Origin of the sequence: Parasulfitobacter algicola (assembly GCF_013315265.1) — a bacterium.
Classification (GTDB): domain Bacteria; phylum Pseudomonadota; class Alphaproteobacteria; order Rhodobacterales; family Rhodobacteraceae; genus Parasulfitobacter; species Parasulfitobacter algicola.
In genome coordinates this window covers 33430-51186 of record NZ_JABUFE010000003.1, presented here as the reverse complement: position 1 = coordinate 51186, position 17757 = coordinate 33430, and the positions used below count along the sequence as shown (strand labels likewise).

At 51.2% G+C, this 17757-nt stretch carries 25 protein-coding genes and 1 riboswitch; of the genes, 7 read left to right on the top strand and 18 right to left on the bottom strand.

The features are described from left to right. Positions 1-130 precede the first annotated feature (130 nt). Together HRQ87_RS06330 and HRQ87_RS06325 are read right to left on the bottom strand one after the other, a co-directional pair. Positions 131-706 (bottom strand): YceI family protein, encoded by a 576-nt coding sequence (locus HRQ87_RS06330; RefSeq protein WP_174136448.1) that lies wholly within the window; start codon positions 704-706, stop codon positions 131-133. 45 nt (positions 707-751) lie between these two features. After that, positions 752-1438, bottom strand: coding sequence for an NAD-dependent deacylase (locus HRQ87_RS06325; RefSeq protein WP_174136446.1), 687 nt, complete (start codon positions 1436-1438; stop codon positions 752-754). A gap of 29 nt (positions 1439-1467) precedes the next feature. On the opposite strand from HRQ87_RS06325, the gene HRQ87_RS06320 reads away from it, so the two are divergent. Then, positions 1468-1926: a low molecular weight protein-tyrosine-phosphatase gene (locus HRQ87_RS06320; RefSeq protein ID WP_174136444.1), complete on the top strand. Its 459-nt coding sequence runs from the start codon at positions 1468-1470 to the stop codon at positions 1924-1926. On the opposite strand, the gene HRQ87_RS06315 is transcribed toward HRQ87_RS06320, so the two are convergent. Together HRQ87_RS06315 and HRQ87_RS06310 are read right to left on the bottom strand one after the other, a co-directional pair. Beyond that, positions 1923-2237, bottom strand: coding sequence for a hypothetical protein (locus HRQ87_RS06315; RefSeq protein ID WP_174136442.1), 315 nt, complete (start codon positions 2235-2237; stop codon positions 1923-1925). The genes HRQ87_RS06320 and HRQ87_RS06315 overlap by 4 nt on opposite strands. Positions 2238-2361: 124 nt before the next feature. Continuing rightward, complete coding sequence (locus HRQ87_RS06310; protein WP_174136440.1) at positions 2362-3294, bottom strand: zinc ABC transporter substrate-binding protein; 933 nt, start codon at positions 3292-3294, stop codon at positions 2362-2364. Between the two features lie 99 nt (positions 3295-3393). On the opposite strand from HRQ87_RS06310, the gene HRQ87_RS06305 reads away from it, so the two are divergent. The 5 genes from HRQ87_RS06305 to HRQ87_RS06285 are packed head-to-tail and all read left to right on the top strand — an operon-like array spanning position 3394 to position 7401. Continuing rightward, a complete protein-coding gene (locus HRQ87_RS06305) occupies positions 3394-3882 on the top strand; it encodes a Fur family transcriptional regulator (protein WP_174136438.1) in 489 nt (162 codons plus the stop codon). After that, positions 3879-4613, top strand: a complete 735-nt coding sequence (locus HRQ87_RS06300; RefSeq protein WP_174136436.1) for an ATP-binding cassette domain-containing protein — start codon at positions 3879-3881, stop codon at positions 4611-4613. The genes HRQ87_RS06305 and HRQ87_RS06300 overlap by 4 nt, the downstream gene beginning before the upstream one ends. Then, positions 4613-5407, top strand: coding sequence for a metal ABC transporter permease (locus tag HRQ87_RS06295; protein ID WP_174136434.1), 795 nt, complete (start codon positions 4613-4615; stop codon positions 5405-5407). Before HRQ87_RS06300 ends, HRQ87_RS06295 begins: the two co-directional genes overlap by 1 nt. A 50-nt stretch (positions 5408-5457) precedes the next feature. Then, the gene (locus HRQ87_RS06290; RefSeq protein ID WP_174136432.1) at positions 5458-7065 is read left to right on the top strand and encodes a peptide chain release factor 3; all 1608 of its coding nucleotides are present in this window, start codon (positions 5458-5460) and stop codon (positions 7063-7065) included. Between the two features lie 42 nt (positions 7066-7107). Then, complete coding sequence (locus HRQ87_RS06285; RefSeq protein ID WP_174136430.1) at positions 7108-7401, top strand: DUF1330 domain-containing protein; 294 nt, start codon at positions 7108-7110, stop codon at positions 7399-7401. Positions 7402-7421: 20 nt separating this feature from the next. Here the strand turns inward: HRQ87_RS06285 and folE2 are convergent, their stop codons facing one another. Continuing rightward, positions 7422-8525, bottom strand: coding sequence for a GTP cyclohydrolase FolE2 (gene folE2 / locus HRQ87_RS06280; protein ID WP_174136428.1), 1104 nt, complete (start codon positions 8523-8525; stop codon positions 7422-7424). An 88-nt stretch (positions 8526-8613) separates the two neighbouring features. Continuing rightward, positions 8614-9792 (bottom strand): O-succinylhomoserine sulfhydrylase, encoded by a 1179-nt coding sequence (metZ, locus tag HRQ87_RS06275; RefSeq protein WP_174136426.1) that lies wholly within the window; start codon positions 9790-9792, stop codon positions 8614-8616. Between the two features lie 56 nt (positions 9793-9848). Next, positions 9849-9927, bottom strand: a riboswitch (SAM riboswitch). A gap of 83 nt (positions 9928-10010) precedes the next feature. On the opposite strand from metZ, the gene HRQ87_RS06270 reads away from it, so the two are divergent. Next, positions 10011-10718 (top strand): glutathione S-transferase N-terminal domain-containing protein, encoded by a 708-nt coding sequence (locus tag HRQ87_RS06270; protein ID WP_174136424.1) that lies wholly within the window; start codon positions 10011-10013, stop codon positions 10716-10718. Positions 10719-10725: 7 nt separating this feature from the next. Here the strand turns inward: HRQ87_RS06270 and HRQ87_RS06265 are convergent, their stop codons facing one another. The 12 genes from HRQ87_RS06265 to HRQ87_RS06210 form a co-directional block, all read right to left on the bottom strand. Further along, positions 10726-11169: an urease accessory protein UreE gene (locus HRQ87_RS06265; protein ID WP_174136422.1), complete on the bottom strand. Its 444-nt coding sequence runs from the start codon at positions 11167-11169 to the stop codon at positions 10726-10728. A 9-nt stretch (positions 11170-11178) separates the two neighbouring features. Next, on the bottom strand, positions 11179-11817 hold the full coding sequence (locus HRQ87_RS06260; RefSeq protein ID WP_174136420.1) for a hypothetical protein: 639 nt from the start codon (positions 11815-11817) through the stop codon (positions 11179-11181). A 128-nt stretch (positions 11818-11945) separates the two neighbouring features. Next, a complete protein-coding gene (locus tag HRQ87_RS06255) occupies positions 11946-12164 on the bottom strand; it encodes a hypothetical protein (RefSeq protein ID WP_174136418.1) in 219 nt (72 codons plus the stop codon). Between the two features lie 128 nt (positions 12165-12292). Beyond that, on the bottom strand, positions 12293-12898 hold the full coding sequence (locus HRQ87_RS06250; RefSeq protein WP_174136416.1) for a hypothetical protein: 606 nt from the start codon (positions 12896-12898) through the stop codon (positions 12293-12295). A 22-nt stretch (positions 12899-12920) separates the two neighbouring features. Beyond that, on the bottom strand, positions 12921-13292 hold the full coding sequence (locus HRQ87_RS06245) for a hypothetical protein (protein ID WP_174136414.1): 372 nt from the start codon (positions 13290-13292) through the stop codon (positions 12921-12923). A 151-nt stretch (positions 13293-13443) separates the two neighbouring features. Further along, positions 13444-15153 carry an urease subunit alpha gene (ureC, locus tag HRQ87_RS06240; RefSeq protein ID WP_174136412.1) on the bottom strand — a complete coding sequence of 570 codons (1710 nt, stop codon included), beginning with the start codon at positions 15151-15153 and terminating at the stop codon, positions 13444-13446. A gap of 57 nt (positions 15154-15210) precedes the next feature. Then, positions 15211-15606, bottom strand: a complete 396-nt coding sequence (locus tag HRQ87_RS06235) for a carboxymuconolactone decarboxylase family protein (protein WP_174136410.1) — start codon at positions 15604-15606, stop codon at positions 15211-15213. Further along, positions 15606-16418 carry a cyclase family protein gene (locus HRQ87_RS06230; RefSeq protein ID WP_174136408.1) on the bottom strand — a complete coding sequence of 271 codons (813 nt, stop codon included), beginning with the start codon at positions 16416-16418 and terminating at the stop codon, positions 15606-15608. The genes HRQ87_RS06235 and HRQ87_RS06230 overlap by 1 nt, the downstream gene beginning before the upstream one ends. A 53-nt stretch (positions 16419-16471) precedes the next feature. Continuing rightward, positions 16472-16831, bottom strand: coding sequence for a lysozyme inhibitor LprI family protein (locus HRQ87_RS06225; protein ID WP_174136406.1), 360 nt, complete (start codon positions 16829-16831; stop codon positions 16472-16474). Then, positions 16828-17133 (bottom strand): urease subunit beta, encoded by a 306-nt coding sequence (locus HRQ87_RS06220; protein WP_174136404.1) that lies wholly within the window; start codon positions 17131-17133, stop codon positions 16828-16830. The genes HRQ87_RS06225 and HRQ87_RS06220 overlap by 4 nt, the downstream gene beginning before the upstream one ends. Further along, positions 17130-17432: a hypothetical protein gene (locus HRQ87_RS06215; RefSeq protein ID WP_174136402.1), complete on the bottom strand. Its 303-nt coding sequence runs from the start codon at positions 17430-17432 to the stop codon at positions 17130-17132. The genes HRQ87_RS06220 and HRQ87_RS06215 overlap by 4 nt, the downstream gene beginning before the upstream one ends. A gap of 15 nt (positions 17433-17447) precedes the next feature. Then, the gene (locus tag HRQ87_RS06210; protein WP_174136400.1) at positions 17448-17750 is read right to left on the bottom strand and encodes an urease subunit gamma; all 303 of its coding nucleotides are present in this window, start codon (positions 17748-17750) and stop codon (positions 17448-17450) included. Positions 17751-17757 lie beyond the last annotated feature (7 nt).

Genomic DNA, 17757 nt, shown 5'->3' with positions numbered 1-17757 from the left:
GTAAGGTCCAGCAGAGTTTTTGCAAATCATTCGCAAGTCTGTGACGCAGCGGAATATGCTAAGGCGCTCATCAAGCCCTTGCGGGCTTACTTCGCGAAAAACCCGGGCAAGGTTTGATAAGCGCCCGAAATCAGTTGTTATCAAAAACCAATGTAAAACTAACCGGCACGGCCAGCTGGATGGAATCAAGCCCTGCGATTTCCTGCAATGTTGCCAAACCTTCGGCATAGCCTAATTCATCAGCATATAAGATCACAGGCTGACGCGAACTGACCGCAACGCGGTCATCGCCCACACGGGTGACCGCTGCCATGACATCGTAGCTTGCCTCTTGCCCATTCGACGCCACTGTAACCGGGAATTCCACATCCATCGTTGCACCCGCTGCCATATCAGCAAACTGCGCCATATCCAGTTGCGCACTCAGACTCGCGATCGGATACGTAGCAACTTTGAACAAATGCTCCTGCATGCGCTCATTGCGAATGTCGATGTATGTTTCAACACTAGACAAGGCAATGTCGATCTGTGCAGCACCGTCATCTGCAATCATTCCAGTCAGACCAGGCAGCAAATTAGGTTCTGCCGTTTCTGCGTTTTTAATACTGACATAGCTGATGGCCGAGGCATCGCCGTCCAAAGTCCATCCCAAAACCGCACTGGTACTTAGTAAGACGCCACCAAGGGCTGCATAAATCTGCTTCATTCTGTCCTCCCAGTTTACAATTCTAAGGGTAACATGTTCGCAGCACTATACCAGAACTTCCTCAACCCAGGCGGGCACAATTTCGCTTGCACGACCAGTTCTGGCTTCATCAAAAAAGCTTGCGCCTTCGGAAGGTTCCAAATTCAGTTCAAGCGTTTTAGCACCAATCATACGGGCGTCTTGTACGAAACCCGCTGCAGGATACACATTGCCAGAGGTGCCAATGGATACAAACAGACCAACATTAGACATGTGGCCCGCAATTGTATCCATTTCATAAGGCATTTCGCCAAACCACACGATATCTGGGCGGGTTGCTTGGGTCAGACAGTTCGGGCACACATCATCAGGCGCCATTTCGGGCGGTGCCATCCAACGATGATCACATGCGGCACATAATGCGCCCGTTAAAGCGCCATGCATATGCAGAACCGAAGCACCGGCGCGTTCGTGAAGATCATCCACATTTTGCGTCACGATGACCACATCACCCGGATAGTTTTTCTGAAGCCGTGCCAAGGCAGCATGGGCAGCATTTGGCATCACATCGGCGGCTTGATTACGGCGTTTGTTATAAAATTCATGTACCAGTTTTGGATTTTTCGCAAACCCCTCTGGGGTCGCCACATCTTCGATACGGTGTTCCGCGCATAACCCGCCTTCATCACGAAAGGTGCCCAACCCGCTTTCCGCAGAAATCCCTGCACCAGTCAGAATAACGATCTTGTTCATTTCACATCCTGCGCCTAGGCTTTCAACCTATGTCGAATGCCGCCCATCGTATCTTGTTTGTCTGCCTTGGCAATATCTGCCGGTCCCCAACAGCCGAAAGCGTGTTTCGCACCCTTGCGGATCAGTCTAGTGTGCTGTGCAAGATTGACAGTGCTGGGACATCAGGTTGGCACATAGGCGATGCGCCTTATGGCCCGATGCAGAATGCCGCATCGGCACGCGGAGATGACCTTAGCAGCCTGCGCGCGCGTCAATTCAGTGCATCTGATTACGATCGGTTTGATTTGATCATTGGGATGGATAATCAAAATATCAAAGATATCAAAGCATTGCAGCCAAAGCAGACAAAAACAAACGTGATCAAACTGACTGAGTACGGATCACTTGGCGCAACTTATGTGCCCGATCCCTATTACACACGCGACTTTGATACGGCCCTTGATATCATCGAAGATGCCGCACAAGGTCTGCTGAAATCGCTGGTTTAGTACCCGCAATATGCCTGTGCGGTTTGACCAAAATTCTTATATTTCTGCCAGAAAATCTCGTGGCTTTCACGATCCGACTGGCGCACTTCTTGCGACATATGCGGATCGGCAAAGAATTTCGATGCCAATTGCTGATCACGACGCGTTAGCGTTGCGTCTGCCGCCTTTTGAATACATCCGCACAAGGCAGAGTTCACACCTGCCCGGTCCGATTTCATACAGGCCCGTTTTATTGTATTTGCATCAGCTGTGGCTGCAAAAAACGGAAACGAAATAACGACAAGCGTCGCAAGTAAAACTATTTTCTTCATCTGTCTGCCTCGATCCAGAATGGGGCCCGTATTTTCACGGTGTCAGCCATTAAGGTTAACCATACATGACTCTGTGGCAGATTTTTGGCAACGGATCAATTTACAAAGACCAATTGCCAAAAAATCATTCAACACAATGCAGAATGGCCGCAGCCATATTTCGTAGCAGATCGGGGTAAAGCTGTGGGCCAATGGGTAAATTTACCCCTATCGGATCAATCAGGGCTGTTTTAGCATCCGTGTTTTCAAAGGCTGTAGCAATCAATGCGGCATTGAACTGTGGCTCAGACAAGGCGCAGGTGATACCTTGATCGTTGATGGTGCTTTGGATTTCCGCAATGCGCGCCATGCCCGGTGCTGTTGCATCCCCAAGTGAAATTGCGCCTGTAGCCGAAAGCCCAAAACGCATTTCGAAATATTGATAGGCGTCGTGGAACACGACAAATTCCAATATATCCGCCTGTTGAAATTCAGCTGTCAAATCAGCGATAAGACCGTCCAATTCACCTTGACCGGCTGCAGCATTCGCACGGTAAACCTCTGCATTTTTGGGATCAACATCTGACAAAGCATCTGCGATCAGTTCCAGCCAAAGCTGCGCATTTACAGGATCAAGCCAGGCATGTGGGTCGACGTCATCGTGATGGTGCCCATGATCGTGATCATCATGTTCTTTATGATCATGCCCTTCATGAGATCCAGTATCAAATGTCGCACCGGTCCGGAAAGAATGCGTGATTGTCTCACTATGATCTAATAGCGCTATTGATGCTGCATTAGGCGCCAAGTTTGACACAGCCTGCTCCAGCCATGGCGTCAGTTCATCCCCGATCCAAAAGATAACTTCGGCATTTTGCAGCGCGCGCGCCTCGGATGGGCGCATCGCATAGCCATGGGGGGACGCATTGGGTTGAATGATCATCTGTGGCGCGCCGATACCATCCATAACCCGGGATACAAGTGAATGAACCGGCGCAATATCTGTGACAACATCAGGGGTTTGCGCATATAGCGGCAGACTGATTGCACAGGCAGAAAGAAAAAGAGGCAGTCGCATTGATATTAATCCTGTTATATTATAACACTTTCAAATCAGATATCTAAGCCGTTATAATATATCAATACGATAATTTTGGCTTTAAGCAGGAAAAACGCAATGTCGCGCGGAATAAGTTTTGAAAAACACGATCATGCATCCTGTGTAAATGAAGCGTTGGATGTGGCTGATCAGTTCTGCAAAGCACATAAATTGCAATTAACCAAAGTTCGGCGACGGGTTCTGGAAATTCTGCTTGGGCAGCACAAAGCTATAGGGGCTTATGATATTTTGGCGCAACTCAAGGCCGAAGGATTAGGGTCGCAACCACCTGTTGTCTATCGTGCTTTGGATTTTCTGGTGTCGCATAATTTTGTTCATAAAGTTGAAAAGCTGAATGCCTATGTAGCCTGTTCCCATTCCGGCCAACATCATTCGCCTGCTTTCATGATTTGCAGGATGTGCGATGCGGTGGCAGAAATGCAGACATCACCCAAAGCGGGGGTGTTTGGTGCCACCGCCCGTGAGATCGGGTTTGAAATTGAAAATGCAGTGATTGAGGCCGAAGGTATTTGCCCGTCCTGCCAAAAGGATGATGCCGCACAATGACATTGGCAACGGCCACCAAACTGACGGTCAAAATAGGAAATACGACTGTATTGCACAATGTGGATTTCAGCATTGAACAAGGTGAGATACTGACAGTCGTCGGCCCAAACGGATCGGGCAAGACTACGTTGCTGCGCGCGCTGATCGGCGCACTACGTCCTGCGAGTGGAAAGATATGGCACAAACCCGGCCTGAACATTGGTTATGTTCCCCAACGGCTGAATATCAACGCGACCCTACCCATCACGGTAAATCGCTTTTTAAGCCTGCCACGCAAACGCAAAGCAGACGATATTGCCAAGGCCTTGGATAATGCCGGCGTCAGCACCTTGGCTGATCACCAGATGTCACAGCTGTCCGGCGGGCAGTTCCAGCGTGTTTTGCTGGCGCGTGCTCTTTTGGAACAGCCACAGCTTTTGATATTGGACGAACCGACAACAGGCCTGGATCAACCCGGTTCTGCTGCGATGTATCAGCAAATTGAACAAATCCGTAGCAACTATAACTGCGCTGTTTTGATGGTCAGCCATGAACTACATGTCGTGATGAGCGCCTCTGACCGGGTGATTTGCCTGAACGGGCATGTGTGCTGTCATGGCACCCCGGCAGTGGTCGCATCTGCGCCTGAATATCGGGCGTTGTTTGGTAGCGGGACCCAAGGCGCACTGGCGCTGTACCGTCACGATCATGATCATAATCATGACCACAATCACACCGAGGCCGCCGAATAATGCTGGACGACTTTATTGTGCGGGCCACGCTTGCGGGTCTTGGTATTGCACTGGCAACTGCGCCCTTGGGATGCTTTATCGTTTGGCGGCGCATGGCGTATTTCGGGGATGCGACAGCACATGCGGCCATTTTAGGTGTAGCGTTGGCGTTGGCGTTTTCGATTTCGATCTTTGCCACCGTGTTGATCGTCTGTGTAATTATGGGTTCAATGGTGTCAAAACTGAGTGGCACGACCTTTACAGTCGACACACTGTTGGGCGTGCTTGCCCATGGATCTCTGGCCTTTGGGTTGGTGGCGATTGCTGTTTTGGGCAGCCCACAACTGGACCCGATGAATTATCTTGTCGGTGATATTCTATCGGTATCCAAAGACAATCTGAAAGTTATCTGGGCTGGTGTTGCCATAGTAATTGGGCTGGTCGTATGGCGCTGGTCGGCACTTTTGACCGCGACGCTAAATCAGGATCTGGCTTTTGCCAGTCGGATCAATCCTGCACAGGAACAACTTATCCTGACCTTGTGCATGGCAATTGTTGTTGCGGTTTCGATTAAGATTGTTGGCGCCTTGTTGATTACGGCCATGTTGATTATCCCTGCCGCGGCGGCCCGTCCCCTTAGCCGCACGCCTGAAATAATGGCACTTATTGCGGTTCTTATTGGGATCGTATCTGTTTTTGCCGGGCTTCGCGCGTCTTATGTCTATAATACACCCACAGGCCCCAGCATTGTTTGCGCGACGGTGATCGCTTTTGTGGTGGCCAATGTCGTTGGATCGTTGCGCAATGCCGGGTAACCAACAATGCTGAATTGCGCATGGGTCTTGCTTAGCCTATATGCGCTTTCATGTTGGATCGTACCTCAAACCGCCCAAAGCTGCCGCCGGAAATTGCGCGGCGCCGCACGTTTGCTATCATCTCGCACCCGGATGCGGGCAAGACGACCCTGACCGAAAAATTTCTGCTGTATGGTGGTGCGATCCAGATGGCAGGGCAAGTGCGCGCCAAGGGTGAGGCGCGGCGGACGCGGTCAGATTTCATGCAGATGGAAAAGGACCGGGGGATTTCGGTTTCAGCCTCAGCCATGTCGTTTGATTTCAAGGACTTCCGCTTTAATCTGGTCGACACGCCCGGCCACAGTGACTTTTCCGAAGACACCTATCGCACGCTGACCGCTGTGGACGCCGCGGTGATGGTGATCGACGGGGCCAAGGGCGTTGAAAGCCAGACGCAGAAACTGTTTGAGGTCTGCCGCCTGCGCGACCTGCCGATCTTGACCTTCTGCAACAAGATGGATCGCGAAAGCCGCGATACCTTTGAGATCATTGACGAAATTCAGGAAAATCTGGCAATCGACGTGACGCCTGCCAGTTGGCCCATCGGGCGCGGGCGTGATTTTATCGGCTGCTATGACATCCTGCGCGACCGGCTGGATCTGATGGATCGCGCCGACCGCAACAAGGTTGCCGAAAGCATCGCGATTGAAGGGCTGGATGACCCGAAATTGGCCGAACATGTGCCCGCCGACCTGCTTAAAGTCTTTCTGGAAGAAATCGAGATGGCGCGCGAACTGCTGCCGCCCCTGGACCAGCAGGCGCTTCTGGACGGGACACTGACGCCAATCTGGTTCGGCTCAGCAATTAATTCATTTGGCGTTAAAGAGTTGATGGAAGGCATCGGTCAATTCGGCCCCGAACCACAGCCGCAGTCCGCAGAGCCGCGCGCAGTGGCGCCCGAAGAAACCAAAGTTGCGGGCTTTGTGTTCAAGGTTCAGGCAAATATGGACCCGAAACATCGCGACCGCGTGGCCTTTGTTCGTTTGGCGTCAGGCCATTTTAAACGTGGCATGAAACTGACCCATGTACGTAGTAAAAAACCAATGGCGATCAGCAATCCGGTTCTATTTCTGGCAAGCGACCGCGAACTGGCCGAAGAAGCTTGGGCCGGTGATATCATCGGCATTCCGAACCATGGCCAACTGCGTATCGGCGACACCCTGACCGAAGGCGAGGCGATCCGTGTGACCGGTATCCCATCTTTTGCACCAGAACTGCTGCAAGGTGTCCGCGCTGGTGATCCGATGAAGTCGAAACATCTTGAAAAAGCCTTGATGCAATTTGCCGAGGAAGGGGCCGCCAAGGTCTTTAAACCCGCCATTGGATCAGGCTTTATCGTCGGCGTCGTAGGGCAGTTACAGTTTGAGGTTCTGGCCAGCCGGATTGAGTTGGAGTACGGCTTGCCTGTACGGTTTGATGCATCTCAATTCACATCCGCGCGGTGGGTATCAGGTGAAAAAGACGCTGTCGAAAAATTTACCAATGCCAACAAACAGCACATCAGTCATGATCATGACGGTGATATTGTTTACCTGACACGTTTGCAGTGGGATATCGACCGCATCGAACGTGACTACCCAGATGTGAAACTGACCGCGACCAAGGAAATGATGGTTTAAGCTGTTGTAAATTCAGGCGCTTTATTCAGAAGGAACAACGAAATGCCAAAAGCTTATTGGGTGGCGCATGTGGATGTCCGTGATCCCGCCGCCTATGACACATATCGGGCCGCGAATGCTGTGCCTTTTGCCAAATATAGCGCGCGATTTGTGGTGCGAGGTGGTGCGCAAGAGATCATGGAAGGCGCTGTAAAAACCCGCACAGTTGTCATTGAATTTGCAGATTATGACACAGCCATGGCGTGCTATAATTCGCCTGAATATCAAGCGGCCAAGGCTTTGCGTGATCCTGTATCAGATGGTGATCTAGTTATCGTACAAGGATATGACGGCTGACCCAAAAGTCCGCCGTTTCATCACCCAACGTGGAACAACGTATTGAACAGTTTTGGATCCAGGCTTTCCACTGCAAACGTCTGCCCTTCGGTCAATACAGACACCGCATCGTGGCTGTGCAGGCTTTCCTGATGCGAAGCGATCACGCGAAAATCACCGATGCGCACATCTTTTTGCAGCTGTTCGCAAAATGATCGCGCTGCATCTTCGACAAAGATCGGATTCGCGGCGTTCAGTTCCGCAAAAGCCTGTTCGTCTTCACGCTTTACCATCACTTGCGTTTCTGTGGGAACGGCGGCACGGCACAGGTCAATCAGATCTTCGAACCACAGGCAACCACCCTTGTGATCCACTTCGACCGATACGCGCGCCACAGACCGTTGCGAATGCGGTGTTGCCAATTGACCGCGTGTTTGTCGGGCATGTTCAGACAATTCCAGCGAACATGGGCAGGTAGATGAATAAACATAATCCAGATGTACGATTTTCTTTCGTATGCCGTCTTGTTCGATCAGCTCAAGCGCAATGTCGTAATATTGATATCCAGATAGCCCGGATCGTAAGGACTGCACCTTGACCGGAAAACTGAAGCGCATCTGAATGCGCGCATCAAAGCTTTCTAGATCGGTTTTGTAATCGTCCAACGCAGCTTCGATAACCTCAAAGCTGAACGTTTCCTCTGCGCGCTTGTAAAATGTCCGCATGATGCGGGACATGTTGATGCCTTTTTTTTCGGCCTCAAGACTGACAGTGCCCGTAATTGACGTTTCTAAGGTGATGTCGCCGTTATCACGGGTATGAAACCGGATCGGCAGTCGGAAGTTGGAAATGCCGACGTGCTGGATTTGCTGCCTGGCACCACGGATCAGGCTGGTGGGACCATTTTGCAGATCAGGCAATGTGGCCTTATATGCTGCATCTGCCTGGAAATCGGCAGGATAGCTGCGCGATAGATCGGGGTAATCAGACACGGGCTGCCCTTTCAGCAGCTTTTCAACTGCTGGATCAAGCGTTGCAATTTCAGTTGGTGTGGCAGAGCTGGCCCATTGGCGCAAAAGGGCAAGTGCTGTTTCAGCGTCATCTCGTGTTGGATCACGCTCAATATCTGACAAATGGATATTCATGGACCTGGCCACCCCTTTTGCAACTGGCCAGACGTAACATAGGGGTCGCGTCCATTAATTTCCACTTTTATATGAAACTAATATCCGATCAGATCACATCCAAAGCATGGTTTATATCTTTTAGAAGATCATCAATGTCCTCTAACCCGACACTGATACGGATCAGGCCGGGTGTGATGCCAAGATGCTGTTTTTGGTCATCGGGTAAACGTTGATGTGTGGTTGTTGTCGGGTGTGTGACAATAGATTTCGCATCCCCCAAATTATTTGAAATCGTGAATATTTTCAAAGCATTCAACACCTTGAACGCAGCCGCCTGGCCCCCTTTGACATCAATAGATAATACGGTACCACCAGCCTGCATCTGCGCCTTGGCCAGATCGAACTGCGGATGGCTGGATAAATGAGGGTACAGAACGCGGGACAGTTTATCATTCCCCTCAAGTTTGGCAGCCAAAGTTGCCGCACTTTGCGCCTGTGCCCGTACACGCAAATCAATCGTTTCCAGCCCCTTTAGTAACATCCAGGCAGTAAAGGGGCTAAGGGATCCGCCGGTATGTTTCATGTAAGGTTCGACAGTTTTACGGATGAAATCCTGCGTTCCCAAGATCACACCACCCAATGCACGGCCCTGTCCATCGATGTGTTTTGTAGCAGAATAAACCACCACATCTGCGCCCAATTCAAACGCACGTGAAAACACTGGGGTCGCAAAAACGTTGTCCACGATGACTGTTGCGCCAACCATATGCGCAAGATCTGATATCGCTTTGATATCCACCACTTCCAATGTCGGGTTGCTGATAGATTCAAAGAAAACCGCTTTTGTATCAGGCCGGATCGCAGCGCCCCATTGGTCAAGATCGGTGCCATCGACAAAGGTAACCTCAACGCCGTAGCGGGTCAAAACCTCTTCCAGAATATAAAGACAGGATCCAAACAGCGCACGCGCCGATACGACATGATCGCCGGTCTTCAGCATTGATGTCAACGCGCCATTGACAGCGGCCATTCCGCTTGCTGTTGCAAACGCATCTTCGGCCCCTTCCAGTGCTGCAATCCGATCTTCGAACATGCGTACGGTCGGGTTACCATAGCGGGCATAGATGAATTCATCAGGACCTGCATCGATAAAACGGGCCTCGGCGGCTTCGGCGCTGTCATAGACAAAGCCCTGGGTCAGAAAGATCGCTTCACTGACCTCATTATACTGGCTGCGGCGAATGCCCGAATGTACGGCGCGTGTGCGTGGTTTCCAATCGCTCATCTTCATCCTCCGGGCTGGCTTTGCCCATAAAAAAACCCCCACCGTTCAAGACGCCGGGGGCAATAGCCCTGACCTCTTTAGCGGCATATTTAACGTGGCCCGCAATCCGGTAAACAAATCGCCACAAGTGGTTCGATAGCCCTGTAGACGCCACAGGTCAAGCCTTGCCCTTTGCGTAAAAACAGTCATCGTGGCGAAAAATGAAAGTGAGGAATAAGATGGCGGACCCGATTGATCTGTATTACTGGCCCACACCAAACGGCTGGAAAGTCTCTATCGCGCTTGAGGAAATGGGCCTGCCCTATACCACGCATCTGGTTGATATCGGTGCTGGCGATCAGTTCAAGCCGGACTTTCTGGCGATTGCGCCAAACAATCGAATGCCCGCCATTGTTGATCCAGATGGTCCCGATGGCACACCTGTGTCACTTTTTGAGTCTGGCGCGATTTTACAGTATCTGGCGCGGAAGACTGGGCAATTTGGGGGTCCGACTGAACGTGAGCGCATTGCCGTAGATCAATGGCTGATGTGGCAAATGGGCGGGCTGGGTCCCATGGCAGGACAGGCGCATCATTTCTTAAAATACGCACCTGCGATGGATCCACCCAATGATCTGCCCTATGCCAAAGATCGGTATCGCACTGAAACCGGCCGTCTTTATAGCGTTTTGGATCGGCAATTGGCGAAACATGAATACGTCGCGGGCGATTTCTTTTCGATAGCGGATATGGCGATTTGGCCTTGGGCCGTGCTTTGGGAAGGTCAGCAACAGACATTGGACGACAAGCCAAATATGAAGCGTTGGCTTGATCTGTGCGGCGCACGTCCCGGTGTTCAGGCGGGGCACGCCCTGCATTCTGATCAGCGCAAATCAATCGAAGATGATAAAAACGCGCAGAATGTTTTGTTTAAAAGCAAGACATAACCACTTATCAGTTGCTGTGGCCCATTGTACGGCCATGGCCATAGGCACCACCCTCAGGGGTAAAGGGTGCCTGAATGGATTTTAGTGTTGCGCCAAGATGTTCCAGCATGTCGTGCAACACTTTATCGTCCTGAATCACAAGACGATCCTGCTCAACCTGGCAGGGCGTATGGCGATTGCCGATATGCCATGCCAAACGCGGTAAATCCCCGGTTATTTCCAATAGGCTTTCAACTGCGGCGCGCACTTCAACGTATGCACCGTTGTCCAATACAAAGACGTCCCCCTGATTCAGTGATACGGTCTGGGGCAAATCGACCAACACATCACGTCCATCATCCAAGGTCAGCCGCTTACGTCGCAAAATCCGATCTGCATACGACAAGGTGACGGTCGCAATCGCATTTTGCCAACTGCCTTTTTCCTTTGTCGACAACGCTTTAAATGTCATATCAAAGTCCTAATCCAAGGGCTGAATACTGATCAAGGCCCGCGTATTGGCGGGTTCACCATTCAGCCTGTCACCAACAATCAGCCTGATACCGATATCGGGAAAATAATACATTAGCTGAACATGTTTTTCAGCGCCCGCATCTGATACAGATTTCACAGATACTGGCATGACCAGATATGTGCAGTCGACCAGCGTCAAAGTTGTCAACTGACCAAATTGATAGATCAGCTCATGCCCTTGCGGGTCTGCATCAGCATCACTTTGGACCGATGATGTAAATCCCTGAATAATCGGTGATGACCAAGTCGTTTCTGCAGTTGGAACAGGAAGATTTATGCTTGGCGCTTGAAAGTTTGAAAAGCTGCGAGAACTGAAGTCAAACTGCTCTTCCTGTACGGAATAGCGCGACACTTCGTACATTCCGTGTGACAAAAAGATATGCAACGATGTGTTGTCCACAGGCATTCTACTGGAAACTTGAATGATATCAGGGCTTTCCATGCGATAAATTTCAACAGGACCCGTTTCATGGGTCACAGCAATACCAGATTGCAGATCTTCTGATGTTACACAACGTGCCAAAGCGCTTTGCAATGTACAAAGTGAAAAGGTCAAAGACAGCAATAGTCTGATCAAAACAGTCATGTGATTTCGTCGCCATGTCGAAAAATGCGCATGTCTATCAAGTCAGTACTTTCAACAAAATCGCAATAGGGCGAATGCACTTTCTGGTTGATTTTCAAGCAGCTGCAACCAATGCCTGAAAAATACGCTTAGATATAGATAAGATCGCGAAAAACGTACCGCGTAATATCTTCGCGATTTATACCGATTTCTTTCAACTCGGCATCTGTTTTTGCGTTCAGTTTTTCAATTTGCGCAACCCGGCCCTGATTATTCAAGGATGCTTCGCGCGCACGGATCATCATATCCCAAAAAGCGCGAAGGGGATGAGTGCCGCGATCGGCCTGTGTGTCTGTGATGTAAGCCATACTGTGCTCCGACAAATAAAATGTGTCCTACCCCGTCTAATAGATAGGTCAGCTTTGTTGTCGTTTGTACTGCCAATTTGTCATCCCCGCATTGCGCAACCTGCATAGATAAAGTGTTCGCAGAAAGATCATTCAGCCGCAGTAATGCTTTGGATATTTATATCGTAAAACTCTTCGTTATCAGATCTATAGGATGTAATAAAACTTGTTCCAAGAGATGGAACATAAACAATATTTTGTTCGAACGTCGTACTGTCTTCAACAGCAATGACATTGATCAGTTGCGCCAAATATGTGCAACCAGCCACCTGTATTTCAGCAGGATCAGAAAACATATATGTGATCGTCTCACGAACAAAGCCGGTATACGGAGAATATTTGAAAGTCTGCTCAGTCAGCTGACCGTTTGAAGGCAAAACAACCAGATCAGCAACGGATTTATCGTAACCAATTGTCACGCGACTTGATACATCTGTCACTCCGTCAATAACAGAAACCATCTGCAATAGATAAATCCCTTTCCCATATAATATAGACGAGGGATCCTCTTCGGCAGGAGTCCAGATAACTTCGACAAGGTCAGGGCGCTTTGTGCGATGGTGTTCTGTCGATCCATCGTCTAATTTAACGATAATCCCATTCGCCATATCAGCCGCAGTGACACACTCTGCATGGCTTAATGACGCAACAGACAAACAACTGCACAAAGCAATAAAATCAAATTTGAAATTCATTCAACAGCCTTTGGATAATTTGTCATGATGTATCATCACATTCACCCGTTGCAAGACATTGCTTGACCTTTGCAATTACCTCAGCCGATGGCACCCTGATCAGATCAGGTCCACACAACCCAAGATCAAATTTGTAATGGCCTTTACCAGTATAAGAAACCGGGCCTATGAAAGCTGTATCAAGCGGTAAGGATGGCCCTGTCCCCCAAACGCTGTGACGTGTTGGAAGGCGGTTAAAAATAGGTATGAAAAAATCAAGTGGCACGTCAGAACCGTCTTCTTCAAATATGACACCGCGAAAGATCCAATCGGTCGTATCAATTTGTCCCATGACAATGACCTGAGCAGGCACACCACGAGAGTTTTCAGCTTGCGCAAGCAAATGGCGGGACACACAACTTAATGCGTTTGCCGATGATGCTGTCCAGCATATGGTCAACACGAGGGAGGTCAGTCTAAATATTGATTTTAGTATCATATGCATGTCCTATATATTCATAATGTAAATAAGACGCACGCGATCCTATTATCCTTGGCTTCACCTCTTAAAAAAGAAAATATCGCTGCGCCATCGGCAGTTCTTTGGCGGGGTCGCAGGTCAGCAGTTGGCCATTGGCCCGCACTTCGTAGGTTTCGGGGTTCACCTCGACTTCGGGTGTGGCATCGTTCAGGACCATGTCTTTCTTACCGATCTCGCGGGTGCGTTCGACCGCAAGCGTGGATTTCGCCAGCCCCAGTTGCCCGCCGATATCGGCGGCCTGCGCGGCACCTGACACGAAGGTCACGGCAGAGTTTTCGACCGACCGCCCAAAAGCCCCGAACATAGGCCGGGTGTAGACGGGCTGAGGCGTCGGGATCGACGCATTCGGATCACCCATCTGCGCACAAGCAATGGTGCCGCCGATCAGCACCATCTCGGGCTTCACCCCGAAAAACGCAGGGCTCCACAGGCATAGGTCGGCGCGCTTGCCTTCCTCAATCGACCCGATATGCGTGCTGATCCCATGGGCAATCGCCGGGTTGATCGTATATTTCGCGATATAGCGGCGGACGCGCAGGTTGTCGTTGTCGCCCGTCTCCTCAGCCAAACGCCCGCGCTGGACCTTCATTTTATGGGCGGTCTGCCATGTGCGGATGATCACCTCGCCCACGCGGCCCATGGCCTGGCTATCGGACGCGATGATCGAAAACGCGCCCATGTCGTGCAGGATATCTTCGGCCGCAATGGTTTCCTTGCGGATGCGGCTTTCGGCAAAGGCCACATCTTCGGGGATGGACTTATCCAGGTGGTGGCAGACCATGAGCATATCCAGATGCTCTTCCAGAGTATTCACTGTATAGGGCCGCGTCGGGTTGGTGGAACTTGGGATCACATGGTCCAGCCCGCAGACCTTGATGATGTCGGGCGCGTGCCCGCCGCCTGCGCCCTCGGTATGGAAGGCGTGGATCGTCCGGCCCTTCATCGCGGCGATGGTGTTTTCGACAAAGCCGCTTTCGTTCAGCGTGTCGGTGTGGATCATCACCTGCACATCCATATCATCAGCCACAGACAGGCAGCAATCGATGGCGGCAGGCGTGGTGCCCCAATCTTCGTGCAGCTTCATGGCGCAGGCACCGGCGTTGACCATCTCAACCAAAGCCGCGGGTTGGCTGGCGTTGCCTTTGCTGGACAGGCCGACGTTCATTGGGAAAGCATCCAAAGCCTGCAGCATCCGCCCGATATGCCACGGCCCCGGTGTGCAGGTGGTGGCCAGCGTGCCGTGCGCGGGCCCGGTGCCACCGCCCAGCATCGTAGTCAGGCCGGAATGCAAGGCATCCTCGATCTGTTGCGGGCAGATAAAGTGGATATGCGCGTCAAAGCCGCCCGCGGTCAGGATCTTGCCCTCGCCCGCGATGGCCTCGGTTCCGGGGCCGATGATGATGTCGACACCCGGTTGCGTATCCGGGTTGCCCGCCTTGCCGATCTTGTGGATCTGCCCGTCTTTCAGGCCGACATCCGCCTTGTAGATGCCCGTGTGGTCGACGATCAAGGCGTTCGTGATCACCGTGTCCACCGCCCCGTCGGCCCGCGTGACCTGAGACTGCCCCATCCCATCACGGATCACCTTACCCCCGCCGAACTTGACCTCTTCGCCATAGGTGGTCAGATCGCGTTCGACCTCGATGATCAGATCGGTGTCGGCCAGCCGGACTTTGTCGCCCGTGGTGGGGCCAAACATATCAGCATAAGTCGCGCGGGATATTTTTGCGGGCATTACAAAACTCCGTCTAATTCACAAAGCTATTTGGGATTTAAAAAAGGACATATTACATCACACCTCAAATATCTCATCCACAGGCACCTGAAGCCCTGTCGCCAACGCATTCGTCTGGCTTGCCATTCCGATCACGGCCAGCAGTTCGCCGTACATCTCGTCTGTCATGCCTTTAGCTTTAGCCGCCGCCGTATGGGAATGAACGCAATATTCGCAGCCGTTTACGGTCGAGACTGCGACATACAGCATTTCCTTGACCATCGGATTCAAGGCGCCAGGGGCCATGACGGTTTTCAAACGGTCCCATGTGGCGCGCAACAAAGCCGGATCATGGGCCAAGGCGCGCCAGAAGTTGTTCACGTAATTGGTGCCACGCACCGCACGTATTTCGTTGAAAACGTCCAACACATCGGCGCTGGCGTCATCATCAGTGATCAAGGAAACTGTCGCCATCAGACCATCGCAAAAATACGTGCAGGGCCGCCAGTTCCACCGCCAATCTTTGGCGCACCCACAATCAATGTTGCACCTGCAGCGGGTACATTTCCAAGACCTGCAAGGTTTTCAATGCCGTATCGCCCTGCAGGCAGCCAAGCATAATGAGTTGCAAAATCACCAGATGGACCATGATCCAGCGACAGGCTATCGACAGCCATGGCAACGGAATTGGTTTCCTCAAGCAGCATCTGCGTGGCCTCAATATGGAACCCAGGAAAATGCATCGTACCCGCATCATCGACACCGCGATACGCAGGCGTCGCGACTTTTTCAGACCAACCAGAATGCATTGCAACACAAGCACCATCCGGAATCGGACCATTGGTTGAAATCCAGGCGTTCAGATCATCAGGCGTCACCTGTGCATCGGGATCATCCGCCGCTTTTGCATGAATGTGAATGACGCACAGCGGACAAATCAGGTTCTCAACCGGGATTTCATCAACAGATTGTCCGTCCGCCGAAAAATGCAAAGGCGCATCAACATGGGTTCCTGTATGTTCATTGATCGTCAGATTGAACAGATTATAGCCATTTTCGGCAAAGGTTGCTCCCGGATCATAGGAAATACCCGGCACACCAAAGAATGTCGGGAACTCAGCATCCAGCACATGGGTCATATCAACCACGCTTGCGTGTCCCGCAGCCATTGCGGGCGTTGTGTTGGCCGTCGCAACCGCAGCCGTCGCGGCAGCACCTGCCGCAAAAAAGGATCGCCGCGATAGCATTCGTTCTTTTACCGAATTCATAACACAGACATCACACATGTTTCTCGCTCCTTGTTTCAGGTCGATTTGGGCTCAGATTCAGTCGACAAAATTCACGCAGGCCCCATCATTTTCAGCAAATCTTCTGTGCGGCGTTCTGTCAGTCGCTCAAGACAGACAAAATATATCATCGGCTCAATAGACCCCCCGCGATAAAAATTACGTTCGGCCATGCATTGCGTATCGCGGAATGTCAGCCAATTACGTTGAGCTGTCAGCAAATCATCCCCCAACCCGGCGCAGTCATAAGCGGGTTTCAACTGCGACCATGCGTTATTAAGCGCATTATCCGCAGTCTGCCAGTTCGTCTTGGCGCAATTCGTCATCTCGGGTTGAGTGCGCGCTGTGTTCATACAGTCAGCCCAAAGGGCCATGGGGCAAAGGAAAGCAAGGATGAAAAGATAGAACCTCATAACGAACCCATCACTTTTTGATTGAAACCATAGACCTTGCGCGCACCACTTAACGGTACCAAACGGACTTCGCGTGTTTGGCCCGGTTCAAACCGTACAGCTGTGCCTGCGGCAATATCCAATCGCATGCCGCGCGCCGTTTCACGATCAAACGATAAACCCGGGTTGGTTTCAGCGAAATGATAGTGGCTGCCAACTTGAACGGGCCGGTCGCCTGTATTGGCGACGACCAGCACGATGACCTCGGCCCCGTCGTTCAGGGTGATATCGCCCTGTGCAGGAAAGACTTGGCCGGGGATCATGTGTCGTTCTTTGTTCTGTCGGCCTTGATTACCTTGACCTTTACAAAATGGTAAATCCGCTTACCGAACAGGCCCAGACCGGCCCCAAGCGCCAGTAGAAACGCCGAACTGTAAATGCCAAGCAAAGCACATAAGACAGCCGCACAGATCAGCATGAAAATAAGTGTTAAAAGATCAAGTTCATTGGGGTCCAGCTTCAGTTCATCCAAAGCGACCTGTTCCAGAAATTTCTTCAGGTGCGGTTCAACATGAGGGACCAGATACCCTGCCAAAGCGCCGATGATAAGATTTCCAAGCATGGGTAATTCCTTTGCTTACCTTATGGGATGATGAACTGTAACCAATTTGGTGCCATCTGGAAATGTCGCTTCGACCTGTACGTCATGAATCATCTCAGGAATGCCCGTCATACATTGATCAGCCGTGATTACATGTGCGCCTGCTTCCATCAGATCAGCCACAGATCGACCATCACGCGCGCCCTCGACGACGAAATCCGTGATGATCGCAATCGCCTCGGGATGGTTCAGTTTTACGCCCCGGTCCAGCCGTCCGCGTGCCACCATGGCCGCCAGACTGATCAGCAGCTTATCTTTTTCACGAGGTGTCAGATTCATTTTAGAT

What these genes read in the sequence shown, in the direction of transcription:
- ureC (WP_174136412.1), bottom strand. Translation starts at nt 15,153, where the DNA reads ATGCCCGCAAAAATATCCCGCGCGACTTATGCTGATATGTTTGGCCCC.
- HRQ87_RS06315 (WP_174136442.1), bottom strand. Translation starts at nt 2,237, where the DNA reads ATGAAGAAAATAGTTTTACTTGCGACGCTTGTCGTTATTTCGTTTCCG.
- metZ (WP_174136426.1), bottom strand. Translation starts at nt 9,792, where the DNA reads ATGAGCGATTGGAAACCACGCACACGCGCCGTACATTCGGGCATTCGC.
- HRQ87_RS06290 (WP_174136432.1), top strand. Translation starts at nt 5,458, where the DNA reads ATGTTGGATCGTACCTCAAACCGCCCAAAGCTGCCGCCGGAAATTGCG.
- HRQ87_RS06295 (WP_174136434.1), top strand. Translation starts at nt 4,613, where the DNA reads ATGCTGGACGACTTTATTGTGCGGGCCACGCTTGCGGGTCTTGGTATT.
- HRQ87_RS06265 (WP_174136422.1), bottom strand. Translation starts at nt 11,169, where the DNA reads ATGACATTTAAAGCGTTGTCGACAAAGGAAAAAGGCAGTTGGCAAAAT.
- HRQ87_RS06250 (WP_174136416.1), bottom strand. Translation starts at nt 12,898, where the DNA reads ATGAATTTCAAATTTGATTTTATTGCTTTGTGCAGTTGTTTGTCTGTT.
- HRQ87_RS06230 (WP_174136408.1), bottom strand. Translation starts at nt 16,418, where the DNA reads ATGTGTGATGTCTGTGTTATGAATTCGGTAAAAGAACGAATGCTATCG.
- HRQ87_RS06305 (WP_174136438.1), top strand. Translation starts at nt 3,394, where the DNA reads ATGTCGCGCGGAATAAGTTTTGAAAAACACGATCATGCATCCTGTGTA.
- HRQ87_RS06260 (WP_174136420.1), bottom strand. Translation starts at nt 11,817, where the DNA reads ATGACTGTTTTGATCAGACTATTGCTGTCTTTGACCTTTTCACTTTGT.
- HRQ87_RS06235 (WP_174136410.1), bottom strand. Translation starts at nt 15,606, where the DNA reads ATGGCGACAGTTTCCTTGATCACTGATGATGACGCCAGCGCCGATGTG.
- folE2 (WP_174136428.1), bottom strand. Translation starts at nt 8,525, where the DNA reads ATGAATATCCATTTGTCAGATATTGAGCGTGATCCAACACGAGATGAC.
- HRQ87_RS06325 (WP_174136446.1), bottom strand. Translation starts at nt 1,438, where the DNA reads ATGAACAAGATCGTTATTCTGACTGGTGCAGGGATTTCTGCGGAAAGC.
- HRQ87_RS06220 (WP_174136404.1), bottom strand. Translation starts at nt 17,133, where the DNA reads ATGATCCCCGGCCAAGTCTTTCCTGCACAGGGCGATATCACCCTGAAC.
- HRQ87_RS06300 (WP_174136436.1), top strand. Translation starts at nt 3,879, where the DNA reads ATGACATTGGCAACGGCCACCAAACTGACGGTCAAAATAGGAAATACG.
- HRQ87_RS06225 (WP_174136406.1), bottom strand. Translation starts at nt 16,831, where the DNA reads ATGAGGTTCTATCTTTTCATCCTTGCTTTCCTTTGCCCCATGGCCCTT.
- HRQ87_RS06210 (WP_174136400.1), bottom strand. Translation starts at nt 17,750, where the DNA reads ATGAATCTGACACCTCGTGAAAAAGATAAGCTGCTGATCAGTCTGGCG.
- HRQ87_RS06255 (WP_174136418.1), bottom strand. Translation starts at nt 12,164, where the DNA reads ATGGCTTACATCACAGACACACAGGCCGATCGCGGCACTCATCCCCTT.
- HRQ87_RS06310 (WP_174136440.1), bottom strand. Translation starts at nt 3,294, where the DNA reads ATGCGACTGCCTCTTTTTCTTTCTGCCTGTGCAATCAGTCTGCCGCTA.
- HRQ87_RS06215 (WP_174136402.1), bottom strand. Translation starts at nt 17,432, where the DNA reads ATGCTTGGAAATCTTATCATCGGCGCTTTGGCAGGGTATCTGGTCCCT.
- HRQ87_RS06285 (WP_174136430.1), top strand. Translation starts at nt 7,108, where the DNA reads ATGCCAAAAGCTTATTGGGTGGCGCATGTGGATGTCCGTGATCCCGCC.
- HRQ87_RS06330 (WP_174136448.1), bottom strand. Translation starts at nt 706, where the DNA reads ATGAAGCAGATTTATGCAGCCCTTGGTGGCGTCTTACTAAGTACCAGT.
- HRQ87_RS06270 (WP_174136424.1), top strand. Translation starts at nt 10,011, where the DNA reads ATGGCGGACCCGATTGATCTGTATTACTGGCCCACACCAAACGGCTGG.
- HRQ87_RS06320 (WP_174136444.1), top strand. Translation starts at nt 1,468, where the DNA reads ATGTCGAATGCCGCCCATCGTATCTTGTTTGTCTGCCTTGGCAATATC.